The organism is Allostigmatella hybrida (assembly GCF_020103775.1).
GTDB classification, from domain to species: Bacteria; Myxococcota; Myxococcia; order Myxococcales; family Myxococcaceae; genus Hyalangium; species Hyalangium aurantiaca.
The window spans coordinates 21,389-37,275 of the sequence record NZ_JAHXBH010000047.1 but is presented as its reverse complement, the minus strand read 5'-3'; the positions used below and the strand labels follow the sequence as shown (position 1 = coordinate 37,275).

Below are 15,887 nucleotides of genomic sequence, written 5' to 3'. Positions count from 1 at the left end.
TCTTTGACAACCTCGCGCGGGCCCCGACTCCGGCGGGAGAGGGCCGCGCTTTGCCTGTTGCAGAAACCAGAACCGCCTTGAGGCAAAGCGCGAGGTCTCCAGCAGGCTTCGCTGCGACACCAGCCCTATCTCCGTGCCCGCTGTGACCGATCCGGGCTAGACTGGATGAATGGCTTGGACGCGGACGACAGCCCCAAGGCTCGCGCCGAGGAGGTGCGGCGCGGCCTTCCTGAGCTGTTTGCGACCATCGAGGTAGTGCGGCTGGGATGGGCTACAGCAGTGATTGCCCAAAGCCGGTCTCAAGATTCTACACATCTCGTAGCTGCCATCCGAGGACAAGATCGATCAGTGTCCTGTAGCCCCGAAGAAGCGTCAACCAGCCCGGAGCGCCGTTGCGCTTGAGATGTCCGCCCAGGGCAGCGACGGCGTAAAGGGCGTCACGACTGGTGGCCGCGCGGCCGTCTTGGAAGAACTTCTGTGTTTTGGCATGGGCCCTGAGGACAGCCGATTGGGTCTCTGTGAGGACGGCCGAGGCGGCAGGAGGGGTGGCGGCATTCGCAAGGGTCCGCAAGTGCAGGATGGCCCACGCGATAGGAGTCAAGATCGCAATGGCGTTCAGGAGCGCACCCAACTCGATGAGTTGACGAGCCTCCGCCTTGCAGCCCGTCTTGAGCGCCTTGTTGAACTCTTCAATGCGCCAGCGGCAGCGGTAGTAGTCGACAACACGCAAAACCTGCTCGGGTGCATCGATGGGCTCGCTCGTGACGAGCTTCCACTCGATGGGTTCTTCGCCCGGCGGTGGGTTGGGCTCCCATACACGCACGACGTTGACGTCAAGGAAGTCCGGATAGGTCTTTCTCGCGAGGGCAAGGGGACGAAGCAGTCTGACCCGCCGGGCGGCGAACGCGAGCGTTGCCAGTCGTGCCTCTCTGGGAGGGTAGAGCTTGCGGGTCGCTGGGCTCTTGGAGGCTTCTCGAAACCCCAAGGGCACCTCTCGCTCAATGACGCCTTGGGCCTGCTCTAAAATGTCGTACAGCTTGGCGGCTTCATTGTCGGCAAGAATGTTCCGGTTGAACTTGAGCCGCAGCACAAAGCCCCAGCCCTCTTGGCTCAGCTTGGAAATGATTTCGTAGGAGTCGCTCTCGCGGTCAGCGGTGTGAATCACGCGTTTGGTGCCCGCCAGCTGCTTCTCGCTCTGCTCGATGCCTTGAACCCAGCGGAGGTATTCCTTGGCGGGGTTGCGTTGCGCCGCAGTCGTCGTCTGCTTCTTGGGTTGCCCTTTTCGGACGAGCGGAATGAAGCTGAGGATTCCGAGCGGCTCCCGATTTTCGTCAGGCCGCACCGCCAAGGAGAAATGGCCGTAAAAGCCTCGTTCGCTTCGCAGCATTCGTCCGAGCCCTTTGCGGCCCGCTCCTGCGTACTCAAATCCGGTCGTATCGTGCGCGACGACCACCACCTGCTCAGCGCTCGACTTCACGCGCTCACGGCTCTGCGTGCAGTGGGGTTTCAGCAGCTTCGCGGCATTGACCTGCTTGTTATTCAGGAGCCGATACAACCCTTCGAGGTCGGCATCGTTGCCCGTGGCCTGCGGGAAACTTGCATCCGGTTTCGTCGCAAGGGCGGCCACGATGCGCTCCAAGCGCTGCTCGCGCTTCTTGTGCCCCAATTCGATGCCTTCGAACTCCCTCATGACCCGGACCACGTTCGAGTTCTCCATGCGGGCCTTCGATCAGGTCAGGTCTCTGCTGGCAAGGACTTTAGTGTAGGATCTTGAGAAGCCGGTAGGCTCCGTGACACTGAGGATCAGATTCCCCCCTCCCCGCCGCCTCCATCCTCAAAGTCCAAGCGATCTCAACCACGCCGGGGGCGCTCAGACTTCAGTGAGCCGGGTTCCGGTGAGGCCTGAGGACTCAAGGGCCTGCTTGAGATCCTCAGAGATGATGAGCGCGGCACGCCAGCCCCAGGGCCGGAAGATGCGGGCATCCCCCACCTTCGCCGGATCAATGCGCAGGCCATAGACGGCGCGATACTCCCCCAGTTTGTCTGAGCGGCCGTCCTCGGGCTTCCAGTACTGGACCCCCTCGCACCGCGCATCATGGATGCACCGGCGAGTGTGCAGCGCGTTGAGGATATACCACGGGCCAGGGTGAGCCTGAACTTGGGCTGGAATGAATTGTACTCCGTCAACGCGCATTCGTTCGAAGAGCTCGACGAAGCGTCGATGGACCACTGGAATGCTGAATGCAGCCCAGCAGAAGTCTAGCGGATGTCCGGCAACATCGAGCGGGAAACGCGGTGTGGAACTCAGGTTGAGAATCGTGCCATCTTTGAACTGCCACGGATCGATCTCTTCCCCTCGGTCATCGACTGGGCTACCGAGGTGCCAGCGTCCAGGAGAACGCCTATCATCCGCTAGGTCGTAATATCTGGTCATAATTGGAGCAGTCATTTGGCTTCTACGGCTTCGCAAGGAGCCGGTGAAGAGGAGATCCCGAAGTACAGATCTCGCCTCTGAGCATCCGCAATTCTACCAGTAATTGATTTTTGCATTGAGCGACGGCTCGGCAGCCTCTCAGTGCTTCCTCAAGTCTCCTGTAGATCTCTTCATGATACTTCTCAGGGTGGGGGCCGCGATGAGCCGCGAGATAGACGAGGTTGGCTCGGTCATCAAGGCTCGTGCCTGCCTTGTCGAAGAGCTTCTGAAACAGGGGAGTCCACGGACCGCCGCGCACAGCTGAGGACTCGTTCTTGTTGGTGGCCAAGTGGTGCCACTGGTAGCCCTCCTTTTTCTGGGAACCGTCAGCGCAGGCACTGCTCACGCCAGAGCCCGTCGTGCCCAGAACTGCACCCGCGAGGACGATGGTGCCATCGGCGGCGATTTGCGCCGTGGATGCGGACTGGACGGTAGCCCCACCCGCCATAGCGTAGCGAGGCAGCCCCATCAGGGCCCCCAAGCCTCCGGAGGGAACGTTGGGCAGCCCCCTGGCCACACCGAAGCTGGCGACCGCGACGAGCACTCTCAGGGCCGTACCGCCCAAGCCCCGGCCAAAGCGTTCAGCGACTGCCTCCAGTTCCCTCAACGTTCGGGCGGTCTGCGCCTCTTTGTACAGTTGCAGGCAGGCCAGCGCCACGTTGCGAAGTTCCACCAGCCCCACGATAAAGGCCAGCCGCGCGGTGAGCGTGGCGGCAAAGGCCTTGGAGAAGAGGGGCTCGGGCAGTACCCACGCGGAGAAGTACACCAGCACCGACAGGGTGACGCTGGCCAGGAAGAGGGGCGATCGGAACATTTGGTGTGCCGCATCGCGAAGGCCCTGGCCCATGTAGCGAGGCGACAGCCTCAGCGCCAAGAACAGAGGACTGTGCTGAATGGAGCCAGGCAAGGGCAACCGAGCGGCGCCATAGTGCTTGAGGAACTCAGCGCGCAGCCTCACCTCCCATGGAGCAGGAGGCCCAGAGGATGCGGTGCTGGCCGGGAGCACATGCAGCGATGCAGCCTCCGGGAATGACCAGGCCAAGGCTGCGAGTACGGCCTGAGCTTCTTCCGCACTCATGCCTTCGGGAATGAGCGGCGGTGGTAGGGGCTCAAAGTCGAGTTGAAGTTGCTCCTTGGGCAGCCAGGTATGGCGGACCATTGTCGGCCGCACGGAACCCTCGTCACTCTTGGACAGGGTATCCTGACGGGTCACGCACGAGGATAGGAGGGCCAGAGGCAGAGCGAGCAGCAGTCGCAAGAGGCTGGAGATGCGCTTCATGAGGGGATCATGCCCCGAAGCTGGGCAGAATCGAACAGGTGAGCGGCCCAGCACGACGCGCAGGGGGCTGGAAATCGAAGGCTACGGCAGGCCCCTGCGCGGCGCTTACGCCCTGAGCTGAGCCGTGGGCCACAAGCCCCTTCTCTGAATCACGGAGTGACGGGCTCTCCGCGGACATCGCGGGACAGCCGCCACGCGCCCACCGAGGCGAGCAAGGCGGCTCCCATGCCCAGCAACAATGCCAGCACGATGTTGTGCAGCGCTTCATGCAAGCCGAATGCGAGGAGGGTGGGGTTTCGAGGCACCTCCATCCCCGCATAGCTGTACAGGCACACCATGAAGCCTGTGACGAAGCCCAGCCCGCCCGCGATCAGCGTGAACAGTCCAAGCGCCGTCATCAACGGGACGTACCGTTTCTCGGGCCGACGGGCGTACTGAAAGCTCGTGGTCAGCAGTCCCAGCCCAGCCAGCAGCGTGGGGTACATGCCCCAGCCGCCCGCGACGAAAAAGTCCAGCAAGGTGTCCTCCTTTCAATGCGTTCGAATCCCTTGGACACCTTCGAGGGAATTCGGTTCCCTTCGCCCATGCCATGCGTCGGCCTGGCTTGCCCGTGGACTGGCACGCCAGGGGCGCGGAGCGGCTCACCGCATGCGCAGGATGCGTCGCGTGGCCACACACACCACGCGCCCTTCGAGTGCCTGGAGCCCATGGTGCCGGCAGAACTCATCGTAGGCAGAGGGCCGTTCGCCCTCGAGCAGGAAGAGGGCCCGGGGAAGCGGCACGCCCGCCAGCTCCGCAGAGGGCGTGAGGTCCGAGACGCCGAGCGTCTTCACGACCAGTTCCTCCAGCAAGTCCGTTCCCTCGACGGGCTCTCGGGAGAGCACGTACGACAGGGCCCCCACGGTCTGGGTCGGTGCCACGGGCCGGAGGTTGTCCGCGGCAAGCAGCTCCTCCCAGAGCACTTCGTGCAGATCCCTGGCGGCAGCGGCCAGGGTCATGGCGATGACGAGTCCACCGCTCACGACGACGCCCTTGCCGTGTCCCAGATCGAAGCGGTGGTGATCGAGGTGGATGGGATGGGTCACCAGGAACTGGGTCGAGAGCGCGAGGTTGGCGCTGACGCCCAGGGGCCGTGCGAAGCCGTGGAGCAGCAGCGCTCCCGCCTCGAAGACCTCATGGCCGCCCATGTCCCGGCGCGGAGGCAGGCTGTTGGCCCTCCGGAGGAGGGCGGTCCGGAAGGCCAGGGCTTTTGACTGCTCGGCTTCATCCTGACTGGCCGCGGCGGACGAGCTCGCGAAGCCTTCCGGCTGACGGCGGTAGAGTTCGCGCTTGTCGAGCGTGAAGACGGGGACATCGTCGCTCACGCGCACGAGCCGGCGATGTGTGGTGACGACGGCCCGCTTCCCGTCGCCGGTATTGCGCACCTGGCGGACCTGGATCTCCTGCCGGTAGGTGTCTCCCACCTGCATCGGCGCGAGCTGGCGCGCGTTGCGGAACCCCAGATGGTAGATGGCGCCGTGGGTGCTCGACATGCTGCACGCCAGGTAGAGCCCCATCATGAACGGCAGCGGCAGGTGCTCCGGCCCGCTGAGTCCGAGCTGGGCCGCGAAGGGCGCACTCGTCACGGCGCGGTCGTGTGAATAGAAGCACTGGACCCACAGGTCGCGCATCCCGGCCGTCGCGGTCATCTCATAGGGATTGGGCAGGACGTCGTCGGGCCGGGGCGGGCGGTCGAGCGCGTGCGTGACACTGCGCCCGCGCACCACCTGGTCCTCGGCGGCGGCGGGCGTGCCGGGGGGCATGAGCGCGAGCAGCCGGTGGGCTGCCTTGAGGTGGGGAGGGCCGATGATCTGTCCATCCACGACGGCCATCCCTTCCGTCGCGGAGGACGCTTCGGTGGAAAGCCCTGGCACCTTGCGGGTCAGGGTGGCCAGGGAGCCCTGCCGCTGCGCTTCCGTCACCCGGCGGGCCCAGGCCAGCTCGGCGGCCGTGGGCGTCATGCGGCGATTCACGATCTCCAGCTGGTCCGGGTGCAGGCAGCACTTGCCCGTGAAGCCATGCAGCCGTCCCTCGCTGGCGTGTTGCTCCAGGCCGATCCGGTCACCCACGCTCGTGTAGGGGGTGTCGAAAGGCTCGATGCCCGCGGCGCGCGCCGCCATGACCACCATGCTCCGGGGGTGGCTGAGCGTGAGCTCCGCATGGGACGCCGTGCCCGTGAGCCGGAAGAGATCCCCATGTCCGAGCATGATTCCCAGGTTGCGTCCGCCGCCCGCGAGCGCCATCCGCCGCGCCTCCAGCACGGCGGCCGGTGTCTCGAGGAGGGGCAAGAAGCGGGTCTGTCCCCGTGGGACGCCCCGGGCGGCCTCGAGCGCGGACACGCGCCCGTGCAGCGCCTCCAGCTCTTCCGGGCTCGCGGTCATCGTGGGCATCAGCGCCGTCAACCCCGGCAAGCCGATGCAGGCCTCCAGGTCGGCTTCGTGCAAGTCGGGGCGGGACGCTTCGTTGATCCGGACGACCACGGGCCGCCCGGCGAAGACACCCTCCTTCAGCGCCTTGATCAGCCCCTCGCGCGCGGCGGCTTTCGCGGCCAGGGGCACGGCATCCTGCAAATCCACGATGAAGCAATCCGCGGGTAGCCGGTTCGCGCGCGCGAACGAGAACTGAGGAATGAACAGCAAGCTGCGCCATCGGGAAGGCGCACGCGACGCGTGAGACAAATCGTTCACCATATATTCACCTGGGTGCTACGGGATTCAGCCGTTTGGGTAGCGATTGGCCTTCACGGGCTCTCCGTTGAGAGTGTTCTTCTTATGGGTTGAGAACATGTGAAAGATGGAGAGGACCTTTTCAGCCAACGCTCCTCTCTGTTGTCAGGAGAGGAAAAGGTTGGATCCACCCGCGTTGCCGGCGGACATGTTGATTGACACGTCCGTGTTTTCAGAGCGGCTCCACGGTTCGTCTCCAAGTCTCTGAAAGCAGCCGTATTTCAAGACGTGAATCCCGAGCGCGCTGGCGAACCTCTCCGCGGCCAGTGATGGCTCGGTCTGGGGGCTCGACGTCAACGGCCAGGTCTACAGGTGGGTGCCTTAGAGCGCCCCTTGGCCTTTGAGGAGGTTGTTTGACTCCACGCGCCCATCCTTTAGCCGCGGGAGGCGCCCACGCGAGCGCGGCACCGCGCCTCGGCGGCGCGCGCTTGCAGCGCTTCCTTGTTCCGGCCCGCCTGCTCCATGAGGATCGCCGCGCGTGCATAGTGGTCCGCGGCCTGCTCCAAGGGCAGCACTTGCTCTTCCGAGCGCGCCGCCGCGAGCAGGTGCGGCAAGGCGCGCTCCATCGCGCCAGCCTCCAGCCAGTGGTGGGCCAGGACGAGGGGCGGCGCGCCGCCGTTCTCGAACACGGTGGCGAGCCGCCCATGCAACGCCCGCGCGGCGGTGGGCGGGAGGCTGGCGAGGACGGCTTCCCGCACCAGGTCATGGCTGAAGCGCTCGCCCATCAGTACCTGGGCGGTTTCGAGCTCCGCCAGCGCGGTGTGGACCAGACTGGCGGACACCTGGAGTGCCTCGGGGACGAGCGCGGCCTTGAAGTGGGCGCCCGCCAAGGCAGCGAGCTGGGCGCTCTGCAAGGCCAGGGGCGAGAGGTGCTCCAGACGGCGCCGGATGAGGGGGCCCGCCCGGCCAGGTGGGGGCAGGCGGCTGGGCCAGTCCCGGCCGAGCGCGCCGGTTTCCAGCAGGTGCTTGAGCGTCTCGACGATGTAGAGCGGGTTGCCGCCGGTGTACCGGGACAGCGCCTCGGCATGGCGCTCGGCCCCCGGCAGCTCCAGGCCCGCCAGCAGCTGCCGCACCTCCTGGGGTTGGAGCGGGCCCAGCTCGATGATGCGCGCCGCCCCTGCGTCCACGAGCTGGTGGATGTAGGTCTGCGCATAGGGGGGGAGCTCCCCTCTCCGGTAGCAATCGATGAAGCGCGGCCCGGCGCCTCCGCGCCCGCCGGCACCGGTCAGGCGGCTGAGGGCATACGTGAAGGCCTTGGCGCTGGCCTTGTCCCAGTACTGCACGTCATCCGCGATGCTGACGCGCTCGTGCTGGTGCAGCAGCAGCAAGGCCTCCACCTGCGCATCGTGGAAGCGCAGCATGCTGGACTCGGAGTGCAGGGGTGGCAGGAGGCGGGGGCCCCCCAGCTCCGGGAGGATGCGTGACAGCTCGTCGCGCACCCACTCGGGCAGCTTCACCTCGGGCCAGCGGGCCATCTGGTTCCGGAAGGCGCGCGCCTCCGAGGCGAAGGGGATGTCCTGGTCCCCGGCCCGCCCTTCGATGCGCCCCCAAGGTCCCTGGGTGCTGGCGAACTCCTCGGCCAGGCGGGACTTGCCGCTGCCGGGCTCGCCGGAGAGAAACAGCATCTGGCCCGCGTGCCACCCCTCCTCGAGCTGGCGCCAGGCGGCCTCCCGGCCCGCCAGCACCGGAGGCCGCAGCACGGACAAGGGCAGCGCCGCGCGGGGCTCGGCGGGAGCGTGGGGCAGCTGGGTGCCCTTTTCGATCTGCCGCACCAGGGCCAGCGTGTCCGGCATGGGCGCCACCCCCAGCTCCCGTGAGAGGACGGTGCGCAGCCGCTCGAAGGCGGCGAGCGCGGCGCCGCGATCCCCTTTCAGGTAGTGCAAGCGGATGAGGTGGCTCCCGGCTTGTTCGGACTCGGGCTCCTGCTGAACCCAGGCATGGGCCAGGGCGAGCGCCGCCGTCCAGTCCCCCTGGGCCGTGTGCCGGTCGATCTCGGCCTCGCGTGCCTTGCGCACCCACCCCTCCACCGCGGCCCGGGCCCCGTCCAGCCAGCGCGCCAGCTCGGGGCAGTCATCGAAGTCAAAGCCCGCCAGCAGCAGGCCGCCGCCTTCGGGGGACAGGGCCTCAAGGACCTGGGCGTGCTGCCGGGCCAGGGCGGCGGCCTTCATCCGCGCGGCGTCCAGCGCCAGGGACGCGCCCAGCGCCAGGCGCTCGGCGTCCGCTTCGATCCACGCCGCCCCCCCGCTCGCCAGCCGCAGCCGGCGCAGCAACTGGCGCATGTTGTTGCGCACGGTGGCCGCGGGCGAGTCCGGCCACAGAAGGCTGGCCAGCGGAAACTTGGGCGAGGCTCCCTCCAGCCCCAGGTAGGCCAGCAGTGCCGCCGCCCGCCGCTCCAGCCGTACCCGCTGGCCCCCAGGGCCCCACACCTGGGCCAGCCCCAGCACTTGGGCCCTCCAATTCGCGTTGCTGGCCACCCGGTACCTCCCTCGTCACGCCCCCATCACCCTGGGCGCGTATGGACGTCCCTGGGGCAGCGGACCCCGATCCAAGCAGGACAACCCCCCACCCAGGAGTCGAAAATGAAGCGCATGTTGCTCGTGGTCATGATGGCGTTCACCTTTGGCGCGGCCCACGCCGCTGAGCAGCAGGTCCCCGAGGTGAACCCAGTTCCCCTGGAGGCGTGCCAGGCCACCCATTCGCTGGTGACCCCGGCGCCGCCCCAGGACTCCTCCGCGGAGGCCCTGATGTGCTCTCCCACGCCGTGCGTCGTCTGCTACAACAAGATCCGGCAGTGCAAGGCTGGCTGCGCCAGCGGCGACACCGAGTGCCTCGTCAATTGTGAGTACGAGTGCCAGTACTGCTGTTACTGAGCCTCGCCCGCGCTCAGCGGCTGCAATCCCTGGCCCCCGTCTCGCGCTCCATGCGCAAGGTGGGGGCCGCTCTCTCTCCCCAGGGGGCAGTGGTAAGTACCCAGCTGCGCCCCTTATGCCCGAACGCACCCCTGAGCCGTCTACCCCCTTCGGGGAAGTTGCTTAAGGACACGGTGCGCTGGGAACCGGCCTGCGTCCTGCGGGTACCCGGCTCATACTATTTCGGACCAAGCGTCATGAGTACCTCAGCAACTCCGTCCGCGTGCTGCGGGTTCTCGTGGGCCACCCTGCGGAAGCCACACTTCTCGAGGACGCGGATCGACCCGACGTTGTGGACAGCGACCCACGCGTGGAGCGGACGAATCGGCTCGAGCACGAGGAACTCCGAGAGCGCCCGTGTCGCGATGCCCTTGCCCCAGTGCTCGCGACCCATCCAATAGGCGATGAGGCGCTTGCCGTCCTGTTCCCAACTGCCGATGTACCCAGCGACCCAGCCGCCAACGACGATGGTGCGGGTCACGTTCTCGGGGCGGAGAACCTTCGTGCGCCAGTGGGGCAGGAAGGCATCGCGTTCCCGCGACGGGAATGCGGCCATGCGCAGCGCGACTTCGTCCCGTTGGTGCTCGAAGAAGATCGGGAGGTCTTCATCTGTAACGTTGCGCAAGATCACCAAGAGAGCCCGGTCTCCGCGAGCCGAGTGCCGAGTCGACTCTAGCCCGCGCCCCACGCCGGTTTCTATGCTGCCGTGCCCCGCGCCACCGCTCCCGTCCTTCGCGACACCCTCTCTGCGCGATTCCCACCGTCATCTCCTGGCGCCCCGTCAACGCGCGCCTCATGGTGAGCGCCGGGGCCAGGTTGCCTCAAAGTGGATGTAGCCAGCCGACGACGCACACCTCGGCTGGGAACCGGCCTGCGTCCTGCGGACATAGCCTTAACGGACTTACCGGAAGCAGGTATAGGAAGCCCACTCGCGCCATCGTCTCAGTGAAGAAGGCGCGGCGGTAGTTGAGGGGGCTCGGGGCTCATCGGGAGGCATCAACGACGCAGGCCACCGCCAGTGGAACTATCTAAGAGACTGCAGCGGCTCGGTCAACCCAGGCGGACAGGTGAACGTGGCTGGTACAGACCAGAGCTGTTCCAAGCCGGTGTCGTCGGTGGCAGGGAAGAACACGCGGTTACCCGCTCGGACGAAGGGCTCCGGGCCGAGTCCATCCACCATGCGGACGTTGACGTTCGCCAACTGCCCTGTCGTCGCTGCCGTGCCCTGGGTGAACCAGGGCCTACTGGTGTTGTCCGTGCCGTTTGATTTGAGGAACAGGACGGAGCCTGTCCCGGTGGCGAACACGGGCGATTCGTTCATGTCAGTCCCAGGCAACAAGCGGCGGAGTTCGCGGGTCCCCTCGGCTGTTCCATTCGTCACCCAAAGCCTCACGTCGCTGGGCCAGGAACTCAGGGTGGTGATCGCCACCGAAAAGTAGATGGCCTCCCCGGAGATTGTGGCCCGCAGGACTTGGGGCGACTCCTCCTCGTTGTCGACCGGCAGGGTGGTGACAAGCGTCCTGCCGCCGCCGCTCAGCGAGAGGCTGTAGAGATGCGAATAGGAGGCTACGTAGGCCTTCGAGCCCAGCCTTCCCAGGAGGCGGAGGCTGGTATAACCGCCGAACGTGTCCAACCGGAGGGTCCCGGCGGCTGTGCCATCCGTCTTCCACACCTCTCTGTTCGGACCATCATCCAGGATGAACAGGCCTTGGTCCTTTGCCAGGCTCACCTGGCTGGTGAACACACGCTCCGCGTCCAGATGCTTGAGGGAGAAGGTCCCCGCCTGGGTACCGTCAGTGCGCCACAGGGTCGTGGGTCCGCCTTGAGACCGGAAGAAGAGCAAGGCGTTTCCGACCTGAAAGATACTGTTGTAGTAGAGATTCAAGACATCGGGGAAGTTCGCCACCAACACCGTGCCCTGCCTCGTTCCGTCCGAACTCCACACGTAAGCCACCGGTCCTGCCCAGGTAGAAGGAGGCCCGCATCCCGTGCAGGGTGGCGGCACGATGAGGACCCGAGAAACGACGAGAGCGACTGCAGCCTCGTGGCAGGAGGAGGCGCGGAGTGTGCGATGGACGGAGGAGATCGCGGAGGCGGTGTTCCGAGCGCAGGAGGCCGAGGGCATTTCTCTGTGGGGGTTCTGCCAGCGGCACGGGCTGTCCTATGCACGGGTCCGGTTCTGGCAGCAGCGGCGCAGCCGCGAGCAGCAGCCGTTGTCCTTCGTTCCCGTGAGAGTGAGCGGGGCGGCGCTGGCGGATGAGAGCGGCGCTGGCGGCCTCGAGATGGAGGTGTCGGGAGTCCGCGTCCAGGTACGAGAGGGAGCCAGTCAGGAGCTGATTTCTCGGGTGGTGCGAGCGCTCAAGGAGAGCCCGGCATGCTGAGGCTGCCGGAGTCGGTGCGAATCTTCGTGGCCAGCGCGCCCACGGACATGCGCAAGCAGGCCGATGGGCTGTCGGCGCTGGTGAAGGGCGTGCTGGGAGCAGAGCCGCGTTCCGGTCACCTCTTCGTGTTCTTCAACCGGGGCAAGGACATCATCCGCATCCTGTTCTGGGACACCAACGGCTTCTGCGTGGTGAGCAAGCGTCTGGAGGCGGGACGCTTCCGGGTGCCGGAGGTGGCTGAGGGCCAGGCCTCGGTGAGCCTGGAGGCCAAGCAACTGGTGGAGGTGCTCTCGCTGGTGGAAGCGGCGCGTGCGCGTCGGCGTCCGGTGCACTGAGGGCCGCAGGACGCAGCAGGGCTTTTGAGTTGCGGCCTACCGCATAGGTTGGCATAGCTGGGCGCGCATGACGACGCCCGCGACAGTGGCTGACGAGGCCGGTGAGCTGGAGAGGGAGCAGCAAGCTCCCCGTGAGCTTGAAGGCGTGCGCGCCTACGTGTTGAGGATGTTGGAGCAGGGCCAGGGCCTCCAGGCCATTGAGATGCTGGTGGACCTCCTGGCCCGGCTGCAGGAGGCGCACACCTCCACGGCGCAGCGGCTCAAGGAGGCGCTACGCCAGCTGTATGGGCGCCGCAGTGAGAAGACGCCGGCCAACGAGCTCCAGCTGCTGTTGTCCTTCCTGAGCACGGAGGGCGCTGCGCCCACGGTCTCCGAAACGACGCAGCAGACACCGCCCTCGCCGTCGGCCCCGTCCTCTGCCTCGGGTGCTGCGGACGGCAGGGGTAACAAGCCGCCGCCCCGCCGACAGGCTCCGCGTGGGGCTCAGGCCCTGCCGACGCACCTGGAGCGGCGCGAGGTGGTGGTGCCCGTCCCCCCCGAGCAGAGCGCCTGCCCCGGCTGTGGCCAGCAGCGCACTCCCATGGGCGAGGAAGTCAGCCAGCGGCTGGAGTTGGAGCCGGCGCGCTTCTTCGTCCAGGTGGAGAAGCGGCCCAAGCTCTCCTGCACCCGGTGCAAGGAGGGTGTCGTCTGTGCGCCAGCCTCCGAAGCCCCGCTGCCGGGGGCCTTGCCGGGCCCCGGCCTGCTGGCCCAGCTGCTGGTGGGCAAATACCGAGATGGGCTGCCGCTGCACCGCCAGCAGGCCATTTTCGACCAGCGCTACGGAGTGAAGCTGCCGCCCTCCACACTGGGAGACTGGCTGGCCGGGGCGTGCGACGTACTGCCTCCCCTGGTGCAGCTGCTCAAGCAGAAAACCCTCCAGGACTTCCTCGTCCAGACGGACGACACGGGCCTGCGCGTGCTGGACAAGGACGACCCGCGCGGAATCAAGCGCGGCCATCTCTGGCCCTACGTCGGCCAGGGCGGCAACCTCTTCGTCGAGTACACGCCCGACTGGAGCGGTGAGGGCCCCCAGAAAATCCTCTCGGCGCGTAAGGGCTACATTCAGGCCGACGGCTACGCGGGCTATGACGCCCTGTTCACTGCCCCCTCTCCCCGCACGGAGGTGGCGTGCTGGATGCACGCTCGGCGCGGCTTCGAGAAGGCTTTCCGGGCAGGAGAGCCACGCGCCGCTCTGGTGCTCTCCCACATTCAGCAGTTGTACGCCGTCGAGCGCGAAGCCACCGTGCGCGGGCTGTCTCCCCAACAGCGCGGCCTGTTGCGCCTGGAGAAAAGCGCCTACGTCTACACAGACACCTTCGCCCTGCTGGAACAGCTCAAGCCCCAGGTGGCTCCGAAAACTCCGCTGGGCAAGGCCCTCACCTACGCCCAGAACCGGTATCTCCCCCTCGGCCGCTTCCTTGAGGACGGACGCCTGCCGCTGGACAACGGGGAGGTGGAGCGCCTCATCCGGCTGATTGCCATTGGCCGCAACAACTACCTGTTCGCTGGCAGCGACGCCGCAGGTCAACGCGCGGCTCTCGCTTACACCCTGGTGCTCAGCTGTTAGGAGGCAGGAAGAAATAAGTTTTTCTGAGAGGAATCGCATCCCCGAGCGAGAATGAGCGAGTTTCTCGTCCAAGTCGGAAAAGTTATTTCCTCCGGCCTCCTTACCGGCTCGGCATGGACCCCTGGGCCTACCTGCGCGACGTGTTGCCCAAGCTGGGCGACACCCGCTTCCCGGCCGCACGTCTCGCGGAGCTCTTGCCGGAGGCCTGGCTCCAGCAGCAGCGCCAGCAGATGTAGGCTTGTCGGTCCCTCTTCCATCACCTCTCAGGAGTACCACCCCCAACGCACTCGTGCGACCTGGGCAGGACCGAGGGCTTACCTCCACACCTCTGTCCCCTGCAGTGTCTCGTGGAAGAAGACCAGCCGGCCGTTGAGGGTGGCCATACTTCGCAGCGAGTCGCCGTAGGAGCCCGGGGTGAAGTCCTTGACGAACCGGGTTCCACTCGCAGTCCCGTCGCTGGCCCAAAGCTGAGTCATCCCCGTGTTCCGGTCATAGAGCGGGACGAAGAGCGTGTTGCCTAGCGCCGCCGGGGCCCCGTCAGGGAAGACTCCCTCTGGAAACACCTTCACCTGGACGGTGCCCGTCTCCGTGCCATTGCTGCGCCACAACACCGTGCCGCCGCCCCAAGGCACGGTGAAGTAGAGCGTCCCCTGGACATCCGTGAGGCCTTCCAGGAGGGTGTAGGGCTGGGTCCCTGGTGGATTGACGATCCGGGTTCGTGACGCCACCCCAGGAGGGCAGGCCTGAGCCTTCATCTCACGGGGGGGCTCCTGGAAGCCACCGCAGCCCACCGCCACCCATGCCAACACTAAGCCAACACCATTCCTGACACGCATGTCCGCTCCCTCCCCTCAAGAAAAGGAAGCTAGGGAGTGAGGAATTGCTCCTCAAGGGAGGTCCGGAGAGGATGGGCGTGCTTTAGTTCAATTCTGTTGGTTTGGGCTCCGCTTGGGTGGGGCCGCCCGAAGTTTATGGCAAGGATTGATTGAATTGCTTTGGGGGAGGGTTGTTCCAGCGACTGTCAGTCGAGGAAGCTCACTCAAGCAGGGGCTGGAGGTGGAGATTGAGTATGTGCTCGGCCAGGAGCGCCGTGAGTTTGTGGTTGCTTCCGGCCATGGGGAGAAGCAGGCCCCTGGGCAGCGGTCATTTCTCAAGCTTGAGTTTGATGGTGTTTCAATCGATAGAGAATTTTCCGGCAGAAAAGGGTAGGCGTGCGAAGCTCTGGTTTGGTCCGGCATTCAGTGACGAGGTGTTGGACTTTTTGCGCCGTTTGATGATTCTTTCGATGTCATACGCAGAGGGGCGCCATGAAACGCGATGAGTTGATTGCACAAATTTCTCAGCGGGAAACTTCTGCACTCTCTGATGAGCAGAGGAGGAGCATGCTCCTGGATTGGTGGCGCTTGGGGCCAGAAGACCGTGAATGGACTTCTCTCCCTTCTCAGCTCCAAGAAGAGATGCAATCCAGCGACGAGCCTGGAGAGCCACATGAGCCCCGGTACGAACCGTTGCTCGCTGTGGGAATCGCTCATCGTTACACCGGAGTGAAGAACTCCTACCTTCAGCGCAAGGCTCAATCTCTTGGAATCGAGGTGAACTCTGTCGAAGGGGAGCCAGAGACACGGCAGGTGTGTCCCTGCTGTCACTACAGAACACTTCCTGAGCGCGGGGGGTACACGATTTGTAACGTGTGCTTCTGGGAGGACGATGGCTCGGATGTTCCTGGCCACTACAGCTCGCCCAACCATATGACTCTTCTTGAGGGGCGTGAAAACTTCTTGCTCCATGGCAGTTGTTCAGGCAGTGCGGCTTCATCAAAATGGATCGACCTCATGCCGGGGGACGCCTATGAGCGAGCGGACACGGATTTCAAGGTTCGCCCCTCGTGAGTCTCTCGCTCATCCCGATGGTCACAAAGAGAGTGTAGATCGGCCTCCCGAGATTGAAGGGATGCCTTTCTCATGCGCGGCCTTCGACCTGGGCTTCATCACAGTGGCCGACGACGGCGCGACCGTCGTGAGCGATGCGCTCGATGAGCCTGCCCCGGTTTGGTGGACGTCCCCAGGCGAGAGGGTTTTCCACCGCAAGGTGCGCTGAAGCGGGAAATCGCGAATTTTGTTTGTGCAAAGACCTTTCGTG

At 65.6% G+C, this 15,887-nt stretch carries 14 protein-coding genes and 2 pseudogenes; 7 read left to right on the top strand and 9 right to left on the bottom strand.

Going from position 1 to position 15,887, the window contains the following annotated elements; genetic code table 11:
* Window positions 1-307 precede the first annotated feature (307 nt).
* From KY661_RS35780 to KY661_RS35755, 6 genes are all read right to left on the bottom strand, one after another.
* Window positions 308-1,717: an IS4 family transposase gene (locus tag KY661_RS35780; protein WP_225414467.1), complete on the bottom strand. Its 1,410-nt coding sequence runs from the start codon at window positions 1,715-1,717 to the stop codon at window positions 308-310.
* 153 nt (window positions 1,718-1,870) lie between these two features.
* A complete protein-coding gene (locus KY661_RS35775) occupies window positions 1,871-2,449 on the bottom strand; it encodes an imm11 family protein (RefSeq protein ID WP_225414466.1) in 579 nt (192 codons plus the stop codon).
* 7 nt (window positions 2,450-2,456) lie between these two features.
* The gene (locus KY661_RS35770) at window positions 2,457-3,752 is read right to left on the bottom strand and encodes an AHH domain-containing protein (RefSeq protein ID WP_225414465.1); all 1,296 of its coding nucleotides are present in this window, start codon (window positions 3,750-3,752) and stop codon (window positions 2,457-2,459) included.
* A gap of 149 nt (window positions 3,753-3,901) precedes the next feature.
* Window positions 3,902-4,270 carry a hypothetical protein gene (locus KY661_RS35765; protein WP_225414464.1) on the bottom strand — a complete coding sequence of 123 codons (369 nt, stop codon included), beginning with the start codon at window positions 4,268-4,270 and terminating at the stop codon, window positions 3,902-3,904.
* Window positions 4,271-4,393: 123 nt separating this feature from the next.
* Entirely contained in the window at window positions 4,394-6,430 is a 2,037-nt protein-coding gene (locus KY661_RS35760) for an aldolase/citrate lyase family protein (RefSeq protein ID WP_263437638.1), read from the bottom strand.
* A 461-nt stretch (window positions 6,431-6,891) separates the two neighbouring features.
* Complete coding sequence (locus KY661_RS35755; RefSeq protein ID WP_225414462.1) at window positions 6,892-8,991, bottom strand: ATP-binding protein; 2,100 nt, start codon at window positions 8,989-8,991, stop codon at window positions 6,892-6,894.
* Window positions 8,992-9,096: 105 nt separating this feature from the next.
* Between KY661_RS35755 and KY661_RS35750 the strand changes: the two genes are divergently transcribed.
* Entirely contained in the window at window positions 9,097-9,387 is a 291-nt protein-coding gene (locus KY661_RS35750; protein ID WP_225414461.1) for a hypothetical protein, read from the top strand.
* A gap of 217 nt (window positions 9,388-9,604) precedes the next feature.
* Here KY661_RS35750 and KY661_RS35745 read toward each other — a convergent pair whose 3' ends face one another.
* Complete coding sequence (locus KY661_RS35745; RefSeq protein ID WP_225414468.1) at window positions 9,605-10,057, bottom strand: GNAT family N-acetyltransferase; 453 nt, start codon at window positions 10,055-10,057, stop codon at window positions 9,605-9,607.
* 393 nt (window positions 10,058-10,450) lie between these two features.
* Window positions 10,451-11,380 (bottom strand): hypothetical protein, encoded by a 930-nt coding sequence (locus tag KY661_RS35740; RefSeq protein WP_225414460.1) that lies wholly within the window; start codon window positions 11,378-11,380, stop codon window positions 10,451-10,453.
* Between the two features lie 112 nt (window positions 11,381-11,492).
* Here KY661_RS35740 and tnpA point away from each other — a divergent pair, with 112 nt between their 5' ends.
* From tnpA to KY661_RS35720, 4 genes and pseudogenes are all read left to right on the top strand, one after another.
* Window positions 11,493-11,807, top strand: coding sequence for an IS66 family insertion sequence element accessory protein TnpA (gene tnpA / locus KY661_RS35735; protein WP_225414459.1), 315 nt, complete (start codon window positions 11,493-11,495; stop codon window positions 11,805-11,807).
* Window positions 11,801-12,142: an IS66 family insertion sequence element accessory protein TnpB gene (gene tnpB, locus KY661_RS35730; RefSeq protein WP_225414458.1), complete on the top strand. Its 342-nt coding sequence runs from the start codon at window positions 11,801-11,803 to the stop codon at window positions 12,140-12,142. Before tnpA ends, tnpB begins: the two co-directional genes overlap by 7 nt.
* Window positions 12,143-12,209: 67 nt before the next feature.
* Window positions 12,210-13,745 (top strand): annotated as a pseudogene (gene tnpC / locus KY661_RS35725) (IS66 family transposase); the annotation flags it as partial.
* Window positions 13,746-13,849: 104 nt separating this feature from the next.
* Window positions 13,850-13,984, top strand: a pseudogene (locus KY661_RS35720) (transposase domain-containing protein); the annotation flags it as partial.
* Window positions 13,985-14,062: 78 nt separating this feature from the next.
* Here KY661_RS35720 and KY661_RS35715 read toward each other — a convergent pair.
* The gene (locus tag KY661_RS35715; protein WP_225414455.1) at window positions 14,063-14,503 is read right to left on the bottom strand and encodes a hypothetical protein; all 441 of its coding nucleotides are present in this window, start codon (window positions 14,501-14,503) and stop codon (window positions 14,063-14,065) included.
* 552 nt (window positions 14,504-15,055) lie between these two features.
* Here KY661_RS35715 and KY661_RS35710 point away from each other — a divergent pair.
* Both KY661_RS35710 and KY661_RS35705 read left to right on the top strand, forming a co-directional pair.
* Entirely contained in the window at window positions 15,056-15,637 is a 582-nt protein-coding gene (locus KY661_RS35710; protein WP_225414454.1) for a CPCC family cysteine-rich protein, read from the top strand.
* A 61-nt stretch (window positions 15,638-15,698) separates the two neighbouring features.
* On the top strand, window positions 15,699-15,845 hold the full coding sequence (locus tag KY661_RS35705; protein ID WP_225414453.1) for a hypothetical protein: 147 nt from the start codon (window positions 15,699-15,701) through the stop codon (window positions 15,843-15,845).
* The last annotated feature ends 42 nt before the right edge of the window (window positions 15,846-15,887 follow it).